This is a genomic window from Leptospira johnsonii, assembly GCF_003112675.1.
GTDB classification, from domain to species: Bacteria; Spirochaetota; Leptospiria; order Leptospirales; family Leptospiraceae; genus Leptospira_B; species Leptospira_B johnsonii.
The window spans coordinates 515,952-536,307 of sequence record NZ_BFAY01000011.1 but is presented as its reverse complement, the minus strand read 5'-3'; the positions used below and the strand labels follow the sequence as shown (position 1 = coordinate 536,307).

The following is a 20,356-nucleotide window of genomic DNA, read 5'->3' as shown; positions in this document are numbered from 1 at the left end:
ATCTCACCCGACAGGAAAAAATGCCAAATCCTTTTTGTAACCAAGGGCCCGGGTGACCGATTCTAGCAACCCTAGGGGGTCTCCTGCAAGGTATTTATCGGTTCCGGCGATCTTAATTTCGCGCCCAGTCACGCCAGTTTCATCAAAAAAATCTTTCAAAGAAAGGTCGCCGTAGGAAGGCTTCCCATCCTTCACGACCAAACGTACGGACTTAAGATCCGCAGTGCAAAGTGTTTGGTAGGCGTCTTCTTTTTCGGAAGAAAGAACTAAAAGATCTGCTTTTTTTCCGATTTCCAATTTGCCCAGATCGTTCTCCACTCTGAGAGCCTTTGCAGGATTTTCAGTGACCATCTTAAAAACAATTTTAGGATCCAATTCTTTTCCGTATTCTTTGGCAAAAAATTCCCGTGCGGATCTGATCTCTTGGAAAATATTTATAGACCCGGACATCGGAGAATCGGTGCCCAAACTCACATTGATCCCGGCTTCCAGGATTTCCCGGATCGGTGCGGTTTTGCCGAACATAAACAAATTGGATTCAGGGCACCAGACCAAGTTTGCCTTTGTTTTGGAAACAGTCTTGATGTCTTCCGGATCGAAAGCGATCCCATGAACGAGTACTGTGTTTTCCCCTAAACAACCCAAGGAATTCAATTCTTTGAGTGCGTTTTTGGATTCTTCGTCGAATCCCTCGGAGATATGGGTTACAAAGGGAAGGTTCCCTTCTTTTGCTCTTGCGTATTCTATCTGAGGTCCGTCTCCCCAACCGAGAGAATAAGAACAGATACTATGAGCTAACGTAAAACGTTCCAAAATACGGACCGGAGATCTATCCAAAAAAGGTTTTTGGACGAAATGGGGAATATGATCCAAAACGGAAGTCACACCGCTGATCAGATTTTTATAAGAACCTAATAGATAAAGCTGTTCCGGCTCGAGCTGTTGCCTTTCCGCATATACAACGGAAGACTTGAGATCGTTGTCCCAAGGAAGCCAATTCAAATAAGGACGATTGGTCCCAACTTTAGGAAGATAAGTACCAAGAAGATGATCGTGAGCATTGATCAATCCCGGATAAACGAAATTCCCTCTTAGATTGATCCTGATAGGCAAAATATCCTTAGGGATCCCGGAGGAAATAGAGGAGATCCTTCCATCCTTGATTCGGATGGTTGCGTTCTCCAAAACTCCTTGGGGAGTTACGGCTTTAGAATTTACGATTTCCCATTCCATTCAGTGTAAAAACCTAATATACTTATAGCCGAGGGTTAGTATTTCAAAAGTGGGATCGGATCCACTGCTTTGGTGCCTTGGTTGATTTGGAAGTAAAGCCCTTTACCTTCTTCCAATTCTCCTAAAGAATCTCCGGGTTTTACCGCTTCCCCTTCTTTGACCGAAACGGACCTGAGATTTGCATACACGCTAGAGTATCCGCCTTTATGCTCTAAAATAATATATTTCCTGTAACCATCCATTTGGTCCAGTACAACTACTTTGCCTGACCGGATCGGATGCACATCCTTATGTCTGCTAGCCTTGAACAGAACTCCCTTGTTCGGATAATAAGATAGATTAGAATAAGGAAGTGAAACAGGAGGAAGTACTTTTAAAGGAGAATGGAATTTAGGAGTTCCGGGAGAAGGTACATCCTCGGGCAAATTTTTTTCAATCTTAGAAGAATAGGATAGGTTTTGTGGGATTTTCAGTTTTTCTCCCGCTTTCAAACCTTCGTTTTCGTTTTTGCCGTTCCACTCTAAAAGTATTCTCCAATCCAATCTATACTTTTGAGAGATGGAAAATGCAGTTTCCTTAGGTTGGACAGTATGGATCTTTAAGGGAGTTCCTGCGGAATTAATTTGAGAAGTGAAAGAAATGAGAATCATTCCGAAACATATCAGACGTATGAAATGGAACTCCCGCATACTCTAAAATATCGGCAAATTTTGTTCCCTACCAAAAAGAAAAGGGAGCCGGATTGGCTCCCTTTTTTCCAAAAAGAAGAATGAATTGAAAGATCAATCTTCGTCTTTGGAGTTCGGTTTGTATTTTTTCATCAATTCTTCTGCTACGTTTCTTGGAACAGGAGCGTAACGAGAGAATTCCATAGAGAATTCCGCCTTTCCTTGTGTGGAAGAACGGATTACAGTAGAATACCCGAACATGTCAGAAAGAGGAACTTCTGCTTCCACTTTGCAATATCCGTCTTGCTCGGTGGTGTTGAGGATCATTCCCCGTCTTTGGTTCAAAGAAGCAAGGATTGGACCTTGGAATTCCGCAGGACCGTCCACTTCTACTCTCATGATAGGCTCTAAGATCTGAGGATTTGCTTTGCTGAATCCTTGGCGGAATGCATAGCGTCCTGCGATCTGGAATGCCATATCGGAAGAGTCCACGTCGTGGTAAGAACCGTCGTTGATGGTCAGTTTTACCCCAATGATAGGGAATCCGATCATACTTCCGCGATCCAAACAACTTTTGAATCCTTTATCTACAGAAGAGATAAATTCGCGAGGGATTGCTCCTCCCACGACACTGTTTACGAATTCGTAATTCTTATCTTCTTCCAATGGGATAGGCTCGATGAATCCGGCAACACGACCGAACTGACCTTGACCACCCGTTTGTTTTTTGTGGGTATAATCGAAGTCTGCACGGCTTGTGATCGTTTCACGATATGCAACCTGAGGAGCACCTGTGATCAGCTCCACTCCGTATTCCCTTTTCATCCTTTCTATATAAACTTCGAGGTGAAGTTCTCCCATCCCTTTGATGATGGTTTGTCCGGATTCTTGGTCTACGTGAGTTTGGAACGTAGGATCTTCCTTGGTAAAGCGGTTGAGAGCTTTTGCCAGGTTGTTCAAGTGTTTAGATTCTTTAGCCTCGATTGTAAGAGAGATTACCGGAGCAGGAACGAACATGGATTCCATGGAAACGTTCATTTTTCCGTCGGTAAAAGTATCCCCGGAAGCACAATCGATACCGAATAATGCGATGATATCTCCCGCTTCTGCGTAATCGATATCTTCCATCTCGTCGGAGTGCATACGGCATAGACGACCAACATTATGCTTTTTGTTGTTCGACATATTGTAAATGGTCATACCTTTTTGGATCTTTCCTTGGTAGACACGAACATAGGTCAACTGGCCGTAACGCCCGTCCTCGAGTTTGAACGCGAGGCAAACGAGTGGTTTGTCTTTATCGGAAGGTAGAACTACTTTCTCGGATTCGTTTTTAACATCCAATGCAGAGTTAACAACATCCACAGGAGAAGCTAGGTAATCCAAAACTCCATCCAGAAGTTTTTGAACTCCTTTGTTCTTGAAAGCGGAACCCATGAAAACTGGGGTCAGTTTCAGAGAGATTGCTCCATTGCGGATCGCAGTTTTGATCTGCTCTACTGTAGGCTCTCCTTCCAGTAAAGCTTCGGTCAATTCGTCGGAGAACATAGAAGCTGCGTCTAAGAGTTCTTCTCTCTTTTTCTGAGCAAGTTCTTGTAATTCAGCGGGAATTTCCTTCTCAATGATTTCCATTCCGTCTTTTCCTTCGAAATAGACGGCTTTCATAGTCACTAAGTCTACAATCCCTACTAAGTCCCCTTCAAGTCCGATAGGAATTTGAACTGGAACAGCATTATGTTTTAATTTCTCACGTAATTGATCGATCACGCGGAAAGGGTTCGCTCCTGTACGGTCCAGCTTGTTGATAAAAGCTACACGAGGAACGTTATAACGGCGCATCTGTCTGTCCACAGTAATGGACTGAGACTGAACTCCGGAAACTCCGCAAAGAACTAGGATAGCGGAATCCAGAACCCGTAGAGAACGCTCTACCTCAACGGTAAAGTCCACGTGGCCCGGAGTATCGATAATATTGATAGTATGGCCTTTCCACTGGCAGTAGGTAGCAGCGGATTGGATGGTGATCCCTCTCTCGCGCTCCAATTCCATACTGTCCATTTTCGCGCCGACCCCATCTTTACCACGAACTTCGTGGATCGCATGGATACGGTTAGTATAGAATAGAATCCTCTCGGTCAGAGTGGTTTTCCCTGAATCGATATGGGCGGAAATACCGATATTCCTAGTTTTTAGGAGTTTTTCGGTGGGTTTGAAGTCCGCAACTGCAGTGCTCATTAGAGTCCTCTTTAAAAGTTCGCACGGAAAATTTCCTTAACACCCTTTGGTAGAGTGGCATAAAAACTTTACGTGGATACTAATCTGACTGGGGTCCCTAGGTAAAGGAACCCTAATTCTTACCAATTTTCGGAAAGGGGCGCGTTTGTAAAGATCGTTTCCAAGAATAGATTGAAGATCTTGCCATGTATAACCTATTCTTAGAAAAAATACAGATTACAATTTCATTCTGATCTTGAAACCGATCCAGGTTCTGTTCTCGGAACAGTAAATTCATTGCCCGGGTTTGCCAGGGTCAAAATAGTTTCTGGAAGGGTAGTTTTCCCTTTTGCATGGGCTCATTCAAGTTCTTTAAACGAAACGTAAACCGAATCGCCAGGGCGTTTTTGCTATTATCAGTAGCAAGGATCCTTTGCCTAGCCTTTGCAGGAGCGATCTTGGTTGGGTCCTTTATGATCTATGCTTCGGAAGAAGGTAGGATTACCTACGCGGATTCATTCTATGTGGCCGCATCTGCTATTTGCGTTACCGGGTTGACCACTGTTAGCATAAGTGAGTTAGCATTCTCCACCCAAGTTATCATCATGTTCTTATTCCAGATCGGCGGATTGGGAATTATCACATTTACGGTCTTAGTAGGAATTTTAGTGGTTCGGGGACTTTCCAGAAGTACTAGGATCGCAGCATTCGTGTTCGAAGCAATTGACTCCCATGAATCGGCAGACGGAAAAAGTAAGAACGCTCCTTATGTTCGAAGGATCTTATTATCTATTTTGAATATATCCGTTTCGATAGAATTGCTGGGTGCATTCTTATTGTATTGGGCCATGCCGGAAGATCTAAGCGGATTGCCTGGAAATCCGAGCCGAGTTTTTTTAAGTTTGTTCACTTCCGTTTCCGCATTCAATAACGCTGGGTTCTCCATAGTAGACGATCTTACATTCTTATCCAAAGAGCCACTTTCTCTTTTGGTGGTAGAAAGTTTAGTGGTTATGGGAGGGATCGGTTTCCCTGTTATCTTATTCTTAGAAAAAACATTACTCGAAGCATTCAGGAATATAATGCATAGGGTAGAAGTGGTCATGGAAACTTATCTCATGTCCCGAGCATTAGAAGAAGGTAAAGAACCTTCATGGATCTATCTAATCCTGATACGCATGTCTTTCTGGGCTGAGGAAAGACTCGCTCTTTATAGAATGGCGCTCAAGGGAGAAGCTAATAGGATCCAAATGAAACTTCTACTTTATGGAACCATAATATTGGTCCATGTGGGCGGGATAGGGATACTATTGGCAGAATGGGACAATCCCGAAACCATAGGAAAATTCGATTTCGTAGACAAACTATTCAACTCGTTCTTCCTTTCCGTATCTTCCAGGACAGCCGGATTTAACACATTCGATCTTTCCGAGATGAGAAGTCCAACTTACGTTCTTCTTTGTTCTTTGATGTTCGTGGGAGGTGGCCCTCAGGGAGCCGCGGGCGGTATCAAAATCACCACCTTTGTTATTCTATTGATGTATCTACGAAATGTGATCAATCCTCAAGCAAGAGTGACTATCATGGGAGAAGAAGTTTCCAAGAACTCGATCGCAATCTCTACTCGGATCTATTTTCTAGCAACGATATCCATAGTATTCTTTATGTTGGTGATCACGATCGCAAACGGACATAGACACGGAATAGAAGAAATATTTTTCGAAGTCATGTCCGCATTCGGCACTGTAGGATTGTCAAAAGGATTGACCCCATATATCACTGGAGTCGAAAAGTTTTTATATCCTTGTATTATGTATGTGGGAAGAGTCGGTGTATTCACTCTTCTTATCGCATTTACCGGGCATTCCGGGTTAGGGACCTTGGGGGCCCAAGACGACGGAGTTAAGATCCAAGTAGGATAACTCTTCGTTTTAAGAAAGTTGGTGAGCTTCCGCCAATTTGAAATAATAGATATAACGATCCATTTTTAGATCATGAACTACTGAAATGAGTTCGAAACCTATTGATCCTAACGGGTCGAATGCATCTTGTGTCAAAGGGTCCTTGCTTTCCACGATCTTGTATGTGATTTTCCTGTGCATAGTGGAAAATTGATAAGCTAACAACAAGTAAACGTAAAGCTTAAAATTAAAAAGTGATATATTCGGCCTAATCCTTTCTGATTAGTTTTTATTGCTTGAGGCTGTCTCTATGCACTCTTTAGGGGATATTCATTTATATGTATAAATTCATTATCCTACTACTTTTGTTTGAATGTTCAGCCCTAAATCATTTTTCGAGACCGAATCCTTTTCCTAAACATTTTCAAGCAAGGGCAGACAGGGAAATTTTCTCAGGGATCTCTCCTGAGAAAGGTGGAAACTATATATTAGAAATCGAGAATGATCTTCCTACTAAAAAAGTATTAAAAGGCACTTTCAGAAGATTTACCGCGGCGTGGATGCAGGACGAACACGTGATATCTGCCGGCATTTCGATGGAGAAAGACTATTTGATGTTAAATAAAACCAATCCAAAGAAATATAATTTCTCTTCGGAATACAATGCCATTAAATCATCTATATATATAGGGATCATTGTGGATGATGGAGACTCGGATTACGAAGAAAGTTACATATATCAAGTTACAATGCCGAGGATCCCGACTCAAGGTTTAGAGCCGATTTTAGAAAGTAAAACCGGAATAAGCGAGCGAGTTGATAATAGGATAAGTGATTTAAAGAATTCCTCAATTGTTCGGAAAATTGATTTTTCATACCCATTCTATTTCTTGAAGAACCAAAAAGCACCTGTTGCTTTTGCTGATAAGTTCTCTGTTTTCATTCCGGAGAGATCTCACCAAATAAAACTTGGAGAAACATGGGAGAGAACCTTGTATCGGAACGTAATCGGAATATGTAGGTTTCCCAACTCCGATGAAAAAAATACGGAAATATTACTAGAAGCAAAATTCAGATTTAGATTCTCAGGTATTGTTCGGTTGAAATCTAAAATATACTATGTAATTGATTTTGTCCGAGAAGAATACCCGGAAGGACCCAAAGGCTTATTTTCGACTGACTGGAAAGCTCAGCTGGAAAAGTTAGATGAAAATATTCCATACGAAAATGCATTTCTCCAGAGAGAATGGAAGGACGTAGGCTTGAGAAGTATTGGAAGAATATATTATGATCTAGATCAGAGAAGCGTTTTTCTTTCTCGTTCTTTCGGGCAAAAATACGAGGATGTGTCTTCGGCTAAATTCTTTTTTTCGGAGGATTTCGATTTGGATTCAAATCCCTAATTCAGCACCAAATCAAAGCCAAAATTCCCTTGCAAGCCTTCGATTTCAGATCAATCTGGCCTCTAAAGCGAACTGATTTCGGGAGAGAGAATGTTATTTTCCTATATAAAACTTTTAAGGCCCCACCAGTGGATTAAAAATATCATCCTATTTGCTGGGATCATATTCGGGAAAAAATTAGGAGACCTGGAATCGGTAGAAAGGGCGATTTACGCATTTTTTCTATTTTCACTTACCGCAAGTTGCCAATACGTTCTGAACGATTTTCTGGATCGAAAAGAAGACGCACTTCATCCTGAAAAAAAGCACAGGCCCCTGGCTTCCGGAGCGATCTCTCCTACTATAGCACTTTTACTGACAGCAATTTTACTTTCTATCACCCTAGTCCTTTCCTTCAAACTGCAAGCTGAGTTCTTTTACTGGGTTGCAGGTTATCTAATCTTCAATATTGTTTATAGCCGTTTCTTAAAACATATGGTCATCTTAGATGTGATGAGCATTTCTTTCGGATTCGTAGTGAGAGCGATTGCGGGTTCTATCGTGGTTGGGGTGAGTTTCTCTTCTTGGCTTCTTCTTTGTACATTCATGTTGGCACTCTATTGGGGCTTCGGAAAAAGAAGGGGAGAGCTTATCATCTTGGAAGAAGGAGCTAAAGGCCACAGAAAGATCCTAGAAGAATACTCGGTTAACTTCCTGGATTTAATGATGGGGATAGTTGCTACAATGACTTTGGTTACTTACGTTATGTATGTTACCAGCCCTCATACGATCGAAAATCTTGGCACAGATAAAATGGTGTATACGATCCCGATCGTAGTTTATGCGATCTTTAGATCTTTATATATTATCTATATCAAGAATATGGGCCATAATCCTACTAAAGCGATCTTAACAGACTGGGGTGTCCTTATGGCGGGATTTCTTTGGCTTTTACTTGTCGTTTGGATAATGTATTCAGGTTCCGGACAAAGTCTTCCTTTTCAGTTATAGTCTAGGTCTAACTAAGGCATGAACAAAAGAGTGAAAGCAGGCTTTCAGTATGGAGGAGCGTTGGCCCTTCTACTTTCCGCAACTTTTTTTCTAGCTTGGTTTAGAGCCTTAGACACGGAACCCGTAGTGAGTCTGGATGGAAAAGAATTCAGAATTCCTATTGGAGAAAAAGCGAATATAAAAGGCAAGACCACAGTAGTATATTTTTGGGCGACCTGGTGTGGAGTTTGTAATACGAATCTTCCCTTGGTCAAGTGGTATGCTTCCACTCTCAAAGGCCAAAATCATTTTGCATTTATCAGTGTAGAAGAAGGAGAAAATTCCTCCGCACTTAAAGACTATCTCGAAAAACAAGCTGTGGATTTTCCTGTGATCGTTGGAAACCCGATGTTACTTAGAGATTGGGGGATCAGAGGTTATCCTAGTTTCTATATTTTGGATGGAGAAGGAAAGGTAAGATTCGCGGAGTCCGGAATTATGAGTCCTTTAGGCATGTTCCTAAGATTGATCTGGGCAAGAATTTTCTGGTCCTAGCGTCTTAAAAGTGTCCGTCTTTCTTCTTACCTTTGAATTTTAGACCTCCAATTTCCGATAATCAATCCGATGGACTCGTACAAACCGAAACCACTCTTAAACAAATCGGAACTCAAACAGATCAAACGTTCCAGGACTCGGGTTCACGGCCAAAAAGTAATCACAGACGACGTCAAAAAGTTAAAATCGCTTAGCGTCACTCCCGATTTACCTGAAGAAGAATTAGTAAATTATTATAAAGAACCGATCTGGATAGAATATTATATCCCAAGAGAGTCCAGATTTGCTTATGAGGTCAAATATCTTTACGTTTATCTTGTAAACTCGGAGCCAAGACCTACTCCAATGGATTCTATCTTAAGAGAAGCTTTGAAGAATGACCAGTTTGTGGATCTTGTAGAAGTCGCAAGGCTCCATCCTGAAAAGGAAAAACTGATCCGAACTTCTTATACAAATTCTTGGCCATTCTTCGAATCCATTTCCAACGGATACAAACAGTACCAACAAACCAAGGACCCGTACTACTTAAGAGTTCCTCTTTATCATACAGAAAATCTGATGAAAAGGGAACCTTCTCTTTCTACCCTGGAGTTCACTGGGAACTTTTTTATCCATAATCTGAATTGGTTGATCCGCAAAATGAACAGGGGTGGAAAAGAATTCTCCTTAGAAGACGAAACTATCTCCATTCTGATCAAAAGAAGGAACGAATACTGGGAGAAAAAAAATCTCCCCACAGACGAGGACTTCGATCTATTTGCAGCATTATTCTATGAACAGGCATTTCCGAACAGAGGTCTGGAAGAAATAGAAGCCGCAGAACTTCTGGACGAAGATTAATTCTGTCGTCTCCCTCCCAAAAAAAGGATGCAGTTTTTAGACCTCTTGTATGTCTAAGAGTTACAGGAGAAGGCATTGGAAACTAGTATCTCAATTTATTCGGACGTAGTCTGTCCTTGGTGTTATATAGGCAAAAAAAGACTGGAGAAAGCAATCGAGTCTTGGGAAGGCAATCACCCTGGAGACAAGATCGTCGTAGAGTGGAAACCATTCCAATTAAATCCTGATCTTCCTGAACAGGGAGAAGATAGAGAAGCTCATATGGTCAAAAAATTCGGCTCTTTGGACCGTGTAAAAATGATGACCCAAAGAGTTTCGGATATTGCCAAAGAAGATGGATTAGAGTTTTCTAATATTCTACAAGGCCACCAGCCGAATACTTTTCTTCTACATGCTCTCATTCGTAGGGCTAGGAATTACGGGAAAGAAGCGGAACTAGCCGAAGTATTCTTCCAAAAGTTTTTCTCTGAAGGAAAAAATCTTTCAGACGATTCTATCATCCAAGAAAGCCTAGCTCAAGTTGGAGTTCCAATATCTGAATTGGAAGAAGTTCGCCAGGATTCCCCTCTTCTTTCCCAGATCGAAACCGAAGAAAACGAAGGCAAAATGTTAGGAGTGACAGGAGTGCCGTTCTATATCTTTAACGAGAAGTATGCAGTTTCAGGCGCTCAACCGGTAGATCTATTCTTACAGGTTTTCGAAAAATTAGAATCCGAGGCTGGGGCTTAAGCGGAGATCTCAGTTCCTCTATTGGCGCCTTCTCCCATCCATAAAAATAAACGGCGGATCCTGTATAAATAGGCAGCTTCCGCTCTTTCTAACATTCCGTCCGGAACGTTCGGGAATTCGTATTCTCTGATATTTCTGGGACTTCCAGACCAGTCGATTGCTTGGAAAAAGGAATCTTTGGGAGGAGAGGCAAGCGCCAGTCTGTCTCTTAAAAAAAGAAGAAGGTCCTTAGGTTCAAAAAAAGCCTTTGAGATATCCTTCAAACCGGTCGCTAAATTTTGGTACACATTTTCTTTATTAAAATCTATCAGACAAAAGCTGAGAGGAAAATAAGGAGTTCCTAAAAGACTTTTCATTTTAGGAACAAGTTCTCTGACGGAGAAAGATTCGGAGTCCAAAACCAGAACCCCGGGTTTGGTTTCTTTTAGCATATTAGGAAGTCCTAATATGTCCTTGCACCAATGGGCATTGGACCCGCAGGCTCTAAGAAGAGATCTATATTTGGAAAAGAGATCCGAATTCTGTGTGAGCACTACCATCTCAGGATGAAGAGGTTTTGAAAATTTGAAGAATGGAAATTCTTCTAAGGCAAAGGAATTTAGATCATAGATCCGAGTCGCTCCCGCTCTTACGAAAGAATTCTTTTCTTCCGCATCAAATCTTCCTATCAGACAAACTTCTCTGGACCAATCATGTGCGGAGCGGACATCCTCGGGACTCGCATCCTTCTTCCAAACTAAAACTTCTTTAGTGGAAGAGGGGAAGCCGGAACTTCTTACCCATTCTAGATGATCAATTCCTTTCCACTTTAACAAAGCGACTAGGAACTCTTGTTCATCCGAGCTGAGTCGGTGCAGAAGTAAGGCATCGGATAGTAAGTTCATCTCTTTGCAAAGGACGGGTTTTTTCCTTGACCTTGGGGATTTTCGTCCGATCCTAGAATTGGTGCATTGCGGAAAACCCGCAACTAGAAAGGGGAATCGGAAAGAAAAACAAGTTTGCCCCTCGGGCGAACTGCTTTTGTGGGCTTGTCCTGAAAGTGTTGATTACGAGCAAAACCAAGAATGAAAGTTCTGAAAAGATACGCAAACAGAAGGTTGTACGATCCCGAAACCAGCAAAACGATTACTCTAGAAGATGTCGCCGAGATGATTATCGCGGGCGAAGAGATCAAAGTGATCGATAATATGAGCGGTCAGGACATCACTCCTAAGATCCTCGGCCAGACCTTTCTTAAGGTGAGTTTGGGCCAGAGAAACGAAGAATTTTCCAATTATATGCTTTCTGCCCTGATCCGAGAAACGGGCAAGAATATCAGCGCATTATTCGGCCGTTTGGTCCTGGGAGGAATAGGTCTCGCCTATTTAACCAAGGAAAAAATGGACAGGATCCTGCAGAGTATGGTGGCTTTGGGAGAACTTCGTCTGGAAGAAGTGAAAAGTTATCGTGAAGACCTACTCACCCATTTGGCCCAGAGAGCCAGTGAAAACAGCGAACAGATCCAAGAAGACCTGAAAAAAGTGGGTCGAGAATTAGAAGAAGGCGGCGAAAAGGAATTGGCTGTCGAGGATCTATCGGAGAAAATTCGCAAGATTGCGGAAAGAGTCAAGGAAACCGAGTCCCTATAAAGGATTTGCGGTCTCCAAAAGTTAAGATCGACCTTAGTAAATCCGATAAACAACATAGGGGGAACCCATGTCGACCGTAAGAATTCTTGTCCTTGGAATTATATTATCACTCACTACCCAACTCTCTGCAAAAGAGCAGATCTATGAGAAGTTGGACCAAATGTTTTACGACCAAGTCAAAAAATTGGAGAGCGGCAACCTAGAGGAGAGGATCCAGGCTGCAGATTATCTAAGATTCGTAAGCAGCAAGTTGGCCGTCCGTCCTCTTCTGAAGGCGCTAAAAGGAAATCCAAACGTTCCTAAATCTGAGGAAAATTCTCCTACATTAAAATTCACCATTGCACAAGCACTGGGAGCGATGGAGTCCGATATCTCCGGACCTGGAATGTTGGAAGAATTTAAAAAGATTTCCGCTACCGTTCAAGAAGGAGATTATCCTTCGTTCAGTTCACCTGAAGGTTATAATATGGTGATCGCGGCGGGAGAACTGATCCGAAATGTAGGACTTCTTCCTTTTAGCAAAGAAAACCAAGAAGCGATCATAAACGCTTTGAACCATCCGAATTTTTATGTAAGAGCTTCTGCAGCGGACGGCTTGAAAAATTTAAACCGCAAAGATGTACTTTCCCAATTGAATTCCGCAATCGATAAGGAAAAAAATCCTTTTGCTAAAGTTGCGATCTTAAACGCGATCGTATACATCAATCGTATTGCGAACCAAAAGTTCTATGACCTTTGTGCATTCTTAAAAGACGAATCTCCTATGGTTCGTTATAGAGCTTCTATTGCAGTGGGCGAAGTGGACCTGAAAGCGGGAGAATATTCTCTGAGAGAAGCATTACTCATCGAGCATGACCAAATGGTAAGAGAACAGATCAAAAAGGACCTGGCAAGTGTGACAGGTTTCAAGATGCCTGCGAACACTCTATTGTTTAGCGACTGATCTTTTCTTAATCTGTTAAGATAGAAAAAGCCTCCGAGTTCGGGGGCTTTTTTGTTTTATGGGTGTCCAAGAAGAAGGGTGTGAATGAAACCCTGGGAGATACTGGGATCGAACCAGTGACCTCTACCATGTCAAGGTAGCGCTCTAACCAGCTGAGCTAATCCCCCGGTAATCGCCAGTATTTAGGCTCAAAGCTCAGCGTAAAGCCTTTGTTGTTTCCAAAGCTTCCGAGAAGAAGTTTCCATCTTCTCCATCAAAAAGCTCTTCTGCGGATTTTTTGAAAAAGAAGAAGGTCCGCTCATCCTAAAAACGCTCCTTTCTATCGCTGATTTTTCACAAAACGAATGTTACAAAAACAGCTTTCTGGAAGAAATTTCCTTCTTTTTCTGGCCGATTTCGAAATCGGCAAGGGTTTTCCGGGATCGGCGGGCGGATCGATTTGGAAAGGTTTATAGTAAGCCTCACAAAACCCGAAAAAAACAGGGGGATATAAATGTCAGTGAAGGCAGAAAAAAAAGAACGGACTATTAAACCGATCAACGGCGATTCTCCGAGCGTTCGTAAGATGGACTTCGAAGGGTTGGACCAATTATCCGATTATTACGTGGCGGGAAATTCATTCCTGACCCATACTGTAAACGCGTACCATGTGATCTTTCCAGAAGGAGAAAGATTCTTTATTAAAAGTGTAAAAGCTTTCGCAGATCAAGTGAAGGATCCTGCATTACAAAATAGTATTAAAGGTTTTATCGGGCAAGAAGTCCAACACGGAAAAGAGCATGAAAAAGCTCTGGAGATGTTAGTAAAACAAGGACGTCCCGTTTCTAAGATCCTGAATTTTTATGTAAAGACCGCTTATGGATTCTTCTGGCCTGTTTTGGAATTTATCTTCGGTAAAAAGTTAAAACTCGCCGTGACTGCGGGTTTAGAACATTACACTGCTTCCTTGGGAGAAGTTACTTTAAGATTCGGTCTTCATGAACAAGCGGAAGGAGAAATGAGAAATCTTCTACTTTGGCATGCTTGTGAAGAGATAGAGCATAAGTCTGTCGCTTACGACGTTCTTCAAACTGTTTCTAAAAGTTATTTTTTAAGAACTTTAGGTTTTATCGTAGCCTCTCTTATGTTCTGGGGATACGCACTTACCCTACAGCATATGTTTATTTTTGCTGATCCTAAGATCGGATTTAAAAGATATTTCTCCGATCTTATCTCCGCAGGTTCTTATGCTCGCTTGATCGTTATAGAAGTCGGAAAATTAGCTTTCTTATATTTCAAACCTGGTTTTCATCCGAACCAAACCGGCGGCTATGATCTCGCAAACGCTGCCTTAGCAACTATTTAAGAGGAGAATACAATGAGTACCCAAACTAAGAATAGAAATTTAAAATCAATAGATGCAAATTCTCCTACTGTTCGTAAGATGAATTTCGAAGGTCTGGAAAATTTGCCGGATCATTATATCGCAAATAACGCGTTCATGACTCATACGGTGAATGCCTATCATATCCTATTTCCGGAAGGAGAAAGATTTTTTATCAAGAGTGTAAAAGCTTTTGCTGACCAAGTGAAGGATCCGGGTCTTTCCTCTAGAGTGAAATCCTTTATAGGACAGGAAGTCCAACATGGAAAAGAACACGAAAAGATCCTAGAGATCTTAAAAGGCCAAGGAAGACCTATCACTCTTATGGAGAAGGTCTATAAATGGACTGCTTTCAGTTTCTTTTTGCCTGTATTCGAATTTTTCTTCGGTAAAAAACTGAAACTTGCGGTAACAGCAGGGTTAGAACATTATACAGCTAGTATGGCTGAAATTTCTATCCGTCATAATTTTCATGACGACGCTTACGGTGAAATGAGAAGTCTACTTCTTTGGCATGCTTGCGAAGAGATCGAGCATAAGTCTGTAGCGTATGACGTTCTCCAAACTGTTTCTAAGAGTCATTTCCTAAGGATCATGGGATTCATAGTAGCATCCTTCATGTTCTGGGGATACGCTTTAAGCCTGCAACATTGGTTCTTACTCACGGATAAGAAAGTAGGATTCCGTAAATATTTCCAAGACATGAAGTCTGCACGCAAGATCGGAAGGATCTTGTATCCTCAACTTTTTAGCGCTGCACTTCTATATTTCAAAAAAGATTTTCATCCTGACCAAACTGGCGGATACGAGCTTGCGAACGCGGCTCTGATAACTATCTAGCACCCATCCAATCACTTTGCTCCCCGCTTCCCGTGCTCCGAAAGGAGTCGGGAGGCGGTTTTTTTCTTCAGCCTTCTAACCAACTTTTTAGGAATGTCTGGTGTTTTACCGGATGGAACTCCGTGTATTTATAATTTGCGTAACCTAGTTTTGCGAAAGGATCTTCTTTCATTGTCTCGCTGATCTTTTCTAAAGAGATCGATTTTGCGATGATCATTCCGCCGTTTCTTGGCTCTTTCGGTCCGGAAAGAAGAAGGGTCCCAACATCATATAAGGTTTGTAAAAACTCTCTATGGGCCGGAACCGTTTGATCTAATTTTTCGAGGGGTACTAAATATTCTAATTCGATCAGGAAAAATTTCATTCTGGAAATCAGACTTGCTGGCTCCCTTTAAAAATCAATTCCCAATCGTTTTAGAGAGAAATTTTTAAGTGGCAGCCGTTTCCAGTTCAGGTTCTGACTCATCCTCATCGTTAAATGCTTCCGAGTAAGTCATCCATTTTCCGGTTTCTGTATCCATAAGCTTACATTTGGATGTGGACTCTATATAATCTTTTAAAACGGATTTCCTTTCTACCACGTACGCTCCGTAATGCGCTTTGATTTCTTTCAGCGCCTGACCTAATTTATAGAAAGGGATCTTCATATGAACATGATGAGGAGAATGAATGAAAATATTATGCATGAAGAAGTTTGCAAATTTCGGAACATGATAATTTACGGTTCCTCTCATTTGTCCGTAAAAAGGAGTCCATTCTTCCGCATCTTTCCAAGGAACTTCCGGACGAATATGATGCACATATACGGTGATTCCGATGAAATAGTTCCAAGAGATAAAAGGAAGAAGCCATACTTTTAGGAAAAACCAAGTTCCTAATCCTAGATCGAATCCGTTAGGGGTATTACCGCCGAAATAAAAAACTGCACCTGCAGAACCTAATGCAAAAGTAAGCATCAGCAATTTATCTCTGAGAGCTTCTTTCATAGGGGCCGTAAAAAGGACCATTCCTTTCAGCCAGATTTCTACCAAGTAATAGATTCCTCCTCCGAAAGCGGACCAGGCAAGTCTATGGAATGCTTTTCTGAATATTCCGAAATTTTTATATTGTTCCGGAGTTACAGGATGCCACACGAAATCACCTTTTAGTTTGATCGTATGTCCGTGATGGACTCTATTATGTCCATATCCCCATTGGTTATAAGCGTGCAAAGAAGGCAGCATTGCGATCTGTCCGATCCAATAGGAAACTCTTTCACTTTTGAATAACGCTCCGTGACAAGCATCGTGTCCGATAATAAAAAGAGAAGCGATACTCAAACCTGCGAATACCCAGAGAAAAGGAAGATAATACCAAGTATCGACGTTCCAAAGCAGGAACATAGTGACCGAGAAGAAAAATAGATCTCGGATAAAATAAGCGATCCCCAGGTAAGTAGGATTGTCGAAGCTGCTATCGGAGATAATCTCCCTAACACTTCCAAGAGTTTCTTTCATTTCTGTATTCTTTTTCATCTTTTATCCTATGTTTCCTTCAGCAGGAAGTTTTATTTCCGGATTGTTAGATGAGAGCGGATCGTTTTCGCTTTGTTGCAGAAAAAGATCGGGATTTAAAATAATTCTCCGATTCAAGGTTTTAAGATGGGAATATCTCTCTTAAAATAAGAGAAAAATAAGTCTTCGGCTGTTTCTCTACCTGAACCCGTTCTTTTACCTAGGATAATGAGACAATCCTTGGCTCTAGAAAGCGCAACATACAGGACTCTATGTTCTTCTTCTTTGATTTGTTCGGGAGAATCTTTCCTAAGATTCCAACCGTCCGCTAAATCCACGATCACAGTATGGAATTCCAGACCTTTGGCTGAATGGATCGTAAGTAATAGTTCAGGTGGAACTCCTACTCGCAAGTATTCTCGTATTCTATGATTAGAACGGCATAATATTCTCAATTCTCCTCCACTTCGCTTATACAATTCTCCCAAATAGGCAAATAATTCAGGGATCTTATCGATTTTGATCCTGGAAACGATAGCTTTTCCTTTTCTATGAGCGATTACCTTCTTTTCGATTTTGTTCTTATTTTTGGAGATAGGAATGGAAGAAGTATCCACGATCTTTGGCAAAGATCTATAATTTGTGTTCAGGAATTTTCGAGTGCATGGCTGGAACATCTCCGGAAAATTCAGAAAATTGAATATATCCGCTTTTCTAAATGAGTATATTCCTTGGCTATCGTCTCCTACTACTAGTATCCTGGATCGTTCCGAAAGTAATTTTAAAAATCTAAGTTGTTCCGGATCCGTGTCTTGGAATTCGTCCACCAAGATCCTTTTTAAACTTTGTTTAGGGATTTCGGTCCAAACTTCGCCGTTTTCTAAAGAATCCAAAAAGATCGTTACCAGATCGTCCAGATCCAGTTTCCCTTGTTTTCGTTTGAAAATTTTATAATCTTCCAGCAATGGGTTTTTCCAAGTTTGCGGGAAGTGAGAAGGTAACGTGGAGCCTCCGATCAAAAGTTCGTAGGGGACTCCACCGATGATATCCGATTCTTTACGGAACCATTCTCTAAAAAAGTGGTTCTTTTCGGAAGAGGTTAGAATAGAAGGTCTTTTGTTCCGAAAATCGGGATGCCAGGTGATCAATGCTCTCAGGCAGAATGCATGAAATGTATGTACTCTTACCGATCCATCATTCGTTTTCTTTTTGATTCTTTCTCTGATCTCTCCTGCCGCTTTGCGGGTAAAACTTAAGACCAGTATTTCTTCTCCGCTTGTACCTTGAGAGAGTTCGTTTTGTACTACTCCTACTAAGGTACTAGTCTTTCCTGAGCCTGCGGCGGCTATGACTTGTAAAAATCTGGAACGATCATCAATGATCTCTTTTTGGGCTTCGCTGAATTGGGAAAGGTTCATATAGAACCGTTTCCCGGATCTTATTCAGCGCGCGTAAATTTTGGAATTAGAGGACCTTCTTCTTTATTTATCTCCGGAAGGAGGAAGATCTATAGGCTTGGGACCGTCCGTTGGAGTATTGATGATCATAGGAAGAGCGTCCTTTCCGGTCGGAACAAACAGAAGTTTCGTATTAGGATTTTCGAAAGCTTTTAGTTGCAGATATTGTTTAGTCAACTGGGCTGCGATCATCTTCTGGGCCTTGGCTCTTGCTTGAGCTTCGATCACAGTTGCTTGGGCGGTTCCCTCTGCTTCGATCACAGTGGATTTTGCTTTCGCTTCCGCGTGGATCACTGTGATTTCTGCGTCCTTCTTCGCAATATTGATCTCGAACTTCATCTGTTCTTGTTCTTGCTCTTTGGTAAGTTTACCCTCTATCGCAGTCAGGATTGGACGGCTGTATTCAATATCGTCTATGATCACATCATCTATTTCTACATGTTTTCCTCTTAACTTTTCTCCTAAAGCTTGGCGAATATCCTGAGAGACCTTAGGAGTTTCCTTAGAAATTTTGATCATACTATAGGCGGATAAAGCATTACGAACTGATGTCCTGAATTGAGGACGTACCACTTTTTCGTAATAATCCGGACCTATTTCTATTTGAAGATTAAAGATTTCTCCTGGAACAGGTCTCAGAATGACTGCGGCCACAACGTTAATGGTCAAATCGTCCCTGGTAAGAACGTCCACTTTTTCTTTGTAGGAGGTCCATTGGGTTTGGTACAATACTACATCATTCCAAGGAGCGTAGAAATAAATTGCATTTGTCAGTAGGTCCTTTTGCAGCCCGCTCGATAAAGGGTGGTATCTGAGTCCTGCCTCTCCGGGGCGAATATTCGTGTAACAACCCGTCCCCGCGAGCAAGCTCAAGGAAAGAAGGGCAAACAAACTCAAACTTTTGGTCAAAAATTGAAACCTGGTCATATAAATCTCCGTAGGACCTGTCTATAGTTGGACCAAGTCTGGATTAGGAACGTTTCCCGATCTTCCAAAATCGGAATGGGCGACAATGAAAAACGAATGTACGAAACTATTCTTTCGATTTGAACTGGTCTAACGGATGAAAGGCGTGGAAGACGATCTCCAAAACTTGCCTAAAATCAGGACCAGATTCAGAGGGATTGTGGAATCTATCTCGACCGATCCCAATCCGGAAAAAGCAAGGATCTTGATCAAAGACATAAAACTGCTGGTTTCCGGTAGAAAGGTTATATACGCTCAAGATTTTTATTATTCATATCGTTTCAGAAAGCAGAATCTGAAACAGGGTGATCCAGTGGAATTCGACGCCAGGATACGACCCGACAAAAGAGGAGTTTCCTCCGAAAAAATCCGTTTAAACTATCCTACAAAAATTTATAAACAAGGCCCAGACCAAGCAGGTCTATTTCCGGAAGTACGTTCTAACATTTGACTTCCTCGCCTAGCCCTTGAATCTGACTTTCGGAGCTGAAATTGGAAACTATCAAATATCTTTTGGACTTCTTTTTGCATCTGGAAAATCATTTGGATGCTTTGATCGTTGCTTATGGCACTTGGATCTATCTGATCCTATTCTTGATCATTTTTTGTGAAACCGGTCTTGTTGTAACTCCTATACTTCCGGGAGATAGCTTGCTCTTTGCTTTGGGCGCATTTGCAGCTAGAGGAAGTTTGGATCTTGGGACATTGCTGATCCTTCTGATCATTGCTGCAATCCTAGGAGATACAGTCAATTACGCGATCGGTCATTTGGCTGGAGAACAGATCCTTGCAAAGGAGAAGGTTCCCTTCTTAAATAAAAAGCACTTGGAAAAGGCTCACCGTTTTTACGAGATATACGGTGGAAAGACAATTATCATTGCAAGGTTCATTCCTATAGTTAGGACGTTCGCTCCCTTTGTAGCAGGGATCGGAAGTATGACTTATACTAAATTCATTTTATATAATATAATAGGCGGAGTGGTTTGGATTGCTATCTTCTTGTTCGGCGGGTATAAATTCGGAAACCTTGAATTCGTTCAAAGGAACTTTAAGATTGTCATTCTCGCGATCATAATCATCTCGGTAATGCCTGCAGTGATCGAGTTTATAAGAGAAAGAAGAAAGGCGACGGCGCGCGGAAAATAATCTTCCGA

General features: G+C 41.7%; 21 protein-coding genes and 1 tRNA gene. 12 read left to right on the top strand and 10 right to left on the bottom strand.

All coding sequences use genetic code 11. The features are described 5' to 3' along the window. Window positions 1-3 precede the first annotated feature (3 nt). From LPTSP_RS11430 to fusA, 3 genes are all read right to left on the bottom strand, one after another. Window positions 4-1,233, bottom strand: coding sequence for an amidohydrolase family protein (locus LPTSP_RS11430; protein ID WP_108928878.1), 1,230 nt, complete (start codon window positions 1,231-1,233; stop codon window positions 4-6). 35 nt (window positions 1,234-1,268) lie between these two features. Beyond that, complete coding sequence (locus LPTSP_RS11425) at window positions 1,269-1,922, bottom strand: LIC_10271 family cell wall hydrolase (RefSeq protein WP_439957010.1); 654 nt, start codon at window positions 1,920-1,922, stop codon at window positions 1,269-1,271. Between the two features lie 93 nt (window positions 1,923-2,015). Continuing rightward, complete coding sequence (gene fusA / locus LPTSP_RS11420) at window positions 2,016-4,136, bottom strand: elongation factor G (RefSeq protein WP_108928876.1); 2,121 nt, start codon at window positions 4,134-4,136, stop codon at window positions 2,016-2,018. Window positions 4,137-4,468: 332 nt separating this feature from the next. Here fusA and LPTSP_RS11415 point away from each other — a divergent pair, with 332 nt between their 5' ends. After that, window positions 4,469-6,037: a TrkH family potassium uptake protein gene (locus LPTSP_RS11415; protein ID WP_108928875.1), complete on the top strand. Its 1,569-nt coding sequence runs from the start codon at window positions 4,469-4,471 to the stop codon at window positions 6,035-6,037. 9 nt (window positions 6,038-6,046) lie between these two features. On the opposite strand, the gene LPTSP_RS19100 is transcribed toward LPTSP_RS11415, so the two are convergent. Next, window positions 6,047-6,190: a hypothetical protein gene (locus LPTSP_RS19100; RefSeq protein ID WP_167396431.1), complete on the bottom strand. Its 144-nt coding sequence runs from the start codon at window positions 6,188-6,190 to the stop codon at window positions 6,047-6,049. Between the two features lie 386 nt (window positions 6,191-6,576). On the opposite strand from LPTSP_RS19100, the gene LPTSP_RS11405 reads away from it, so the two are divergent. From LPTSP_RS11405 to LPTSP_RS11385, 5 genes are all read left to right on the top strand, one after another. Next, complete coding sequence (locus LPTSP_RS11405; protein WP_135354755.1) at window positions 6,577-7,419, top strand: hypothetical protein; 843 nt, start codon at window positions 6,577-6,579, stop codon at window positions 7,417-7,419. Window positions 7,420-7,509: 90 nt separating this feature from the next. Then, window positions 7,510-8,409, top strand: coding sequence for a decaprenyl-phosphate phosphoribosyltransferase (locus LPTSP_RS11400; protein WP_108928872.1), 900 nt, complete (start codon window positions 7,510-7,512; stop codon window positions 8,407-8,409). A gap of 18 nt (window positions 8,410-8,427) precedes the next feature. Then, a complete protein-coding gene (locus LPTSP_RS11395) occupies window positions 8,428-8,943 on the top strand; it encodes a TlpA family protein disulfide reductase (protein WP_108928871.1) in 516 nt (171 codons plus the stop codon). Window positions 8,944-9,012: 69 nt separating this feature from the next. After that, window positions 9,013-9,783 (top strand): hypothetical protein, encoded by a 771-nt coding sequence (locus LPTSP_RS11390; RefSeq protein ID WP_108928870.1) that lies wholly within the window; start codon window positions 9,013-9,015, stop codon window positions 9,781-9,783. A gap of 75 nt (window positions 9,784-9,858) precedes the next feature. After that, the gene (locus tag LPTSP_RS11385) at window positions 9,859-10,512 is read left to right on the top strand and encodes a DsbA family oxidoreductase (protein ID WP_108928869.1); all 654 of its coding nucleotides are present in this window, start codon (window positions 9,859-9,861) and stop codon (window positions 10,510-10,512) included. Here LPTSP_RS11385 and LPTSP_RS11380 read toward each other — a convergent pair. Next, window positions 10,509-11,396, bottom strand: coding sequence for a hypothetical protein (locus tag LPTSP_RS11380; protein WP_108928868.1), 888 nt, complete (start codon window positions 11,394-11,396; stop codon window positions 10,509-10,511). The genes LPTSP_RS11385 and LPTSP_RS11380 overlap by 4 nt on opposite strands. A 180-nt stretch (window positions 11,397-11,576) precedes the next feature. Between LPTSP_RS11380 and LPTSP_RS11370 the strand changes: the two genes are divergently transcribed. Then, window positions 11,577-12,140 carry a polyhydroxyalkanoate synthesis regulator DNA-binding domain-containing protein gene (locus LPTSP_RS11370; RefSeq protein WP_020770450.1) on the top strand — a complete coding sequence of 188 codons (564 nt, stop codon included), beginning with the start codon at window positions 11,577-11,579 and terminating at the stop codon, window positions 12,138-12,140. Between the two features lie 67 nt (window positions 12,141-12,207). Beyond that, entirely contained in the window at window positions 12,208-13,083 is an 876-nt protein-coding gene (locus tag LPTSP_RS11365; RefSeq protein ID WP_108928866.1) for a HEAT repeat domain-containing protein, read from the top strand. A 93-nt stretch (window positions 13,084-13,176) separates the two neighbouring features. Here the strand turns inward: LPTSP_RS11365 and LPTSP_RS11360 are convergent. Continuing rightward, window positions 13,177-13,250, bottom strand: a tRNA-Val gene (locus LPTSP_RS11360). A gap of 326 nt (window positions 13,251-13,576) precedes the next feature. Here LPTSP_RS11360 and LPTSP_RS11355 point away from each other — a divergent pair. Both LPTSP_RS11355 and LPTSP_RS11350 read left to right on the top strand, forming a co-directional pair. Continuing rightward, complete coding sequence (locus tag LPTSP_RS11355) at window positions 13,577-14,428, top strand: metal-dependent hydrolase (RefSeq protein WP_108928865.1); 852 nt, start codon at window positions 13,577-13,579, stop codon at window positions 14,426-14,428. Between the two features lie 12 nt (window positions 14,429-14,440). After that, window positions 14,441-15,286 (top strand): metal-dependent hydrolase, encoded by an 846-nt coding sequence (locus LPTSP_RS11350; RefSeq protein WP_108928864.1) that lies wholly within the window; start codon window positions 14,441-14,443, stop codon window positions 15,284-15,286. A 67-nt stretch (window positions 15,287-15,353) separates the two neighbouring features. Here LPTSP_RS11350 and LPTSP_RS11345 read toward each other — a convergent pair whose 3' ends face one another. The 4 genes from LPTSP_RS11345 to LPTSP_RS11330 all read right to left on the bottom strand — a co-directional run bounded on the left by LPTSP_RS11345 (window position 15,354) and on the right by LPTSP_RS11330 (window position 19,163). Then, window positions 15,354-15,650 (bottom strand): YciI family protein, encoded by a 297-nt coding sequence (locus LPTSP_RS11345; RefSeq protein WP_108928863.1) that lies wholly within the window; start codon window positions 15,648-15,650, stop codon window positions 15,354-15,356. 64 nt (window positions 15,651-15,714) lie between these two features. After that, window positions 15,715-16,800: a fatty acid desaturase gene (locus tag LPTSP_RS11340; protein WP_108928862.1), complete on the bottom strand. Its 1,086-nt coding sequence runs from the start codon at window positions 16,798-16,800 to the stop codon at window positions 15,715-15,717. A gap of 113 nt (window positions 16,801-16,913) precedes the next feature. Next, window positions 16,914-18,197 (bottom strand): UvrD-helicase domain-containing protein, encoded by a 1,284-nt coding sequence (locus tag LPTSP_RS11335; protein ID WP_108928861.1) that lies wholly within the window; start codon window positions 18,195-18,197, stop codon window positions 16,914-16,916. 63 nt (window positions 18,198-18,260) lie between these two features. Further along, a complete protein-coding gene (locus LPTSP_RS11330; protein ID WP_108928860.1) occupies window positions 18,261-19,163 on the bottom strand; it encodes a prohibitin family protein in 903 nt (300 codons plus the stop codon). 136 nt (window positions 19,164-19,299) lie between these two features. Between LPTSP_RS11330 and LPTSP_RS11325 the strand changes: the two genes are divergently transcribed. Both LPTSP_RS11325 and LPTSP_RS11320 read left to right on the top strand, forming a co-directional pair. Further along, entirely contained in the window at window positions 19,300-19,653 is a 354-nt protein-coding gene (locus LPTSP_RS11325) for a hypothetical protein (RefSeq protein ID WP_174704458.1), read from the top strand. Between the two features lie 41 nt (window positions 19,654-19,694). After that, a complete protein-coding gene (locus LPTSP_RS11320; RefSeq protein WP_108928859.1) occupies window positions 19,695-20,348 on the top strand; it encodes a DedA family protein in 654 nt (217 codons plus the stop codon). Window positions 20,349-20,356 lie beyond the last annotated feature (8 nt).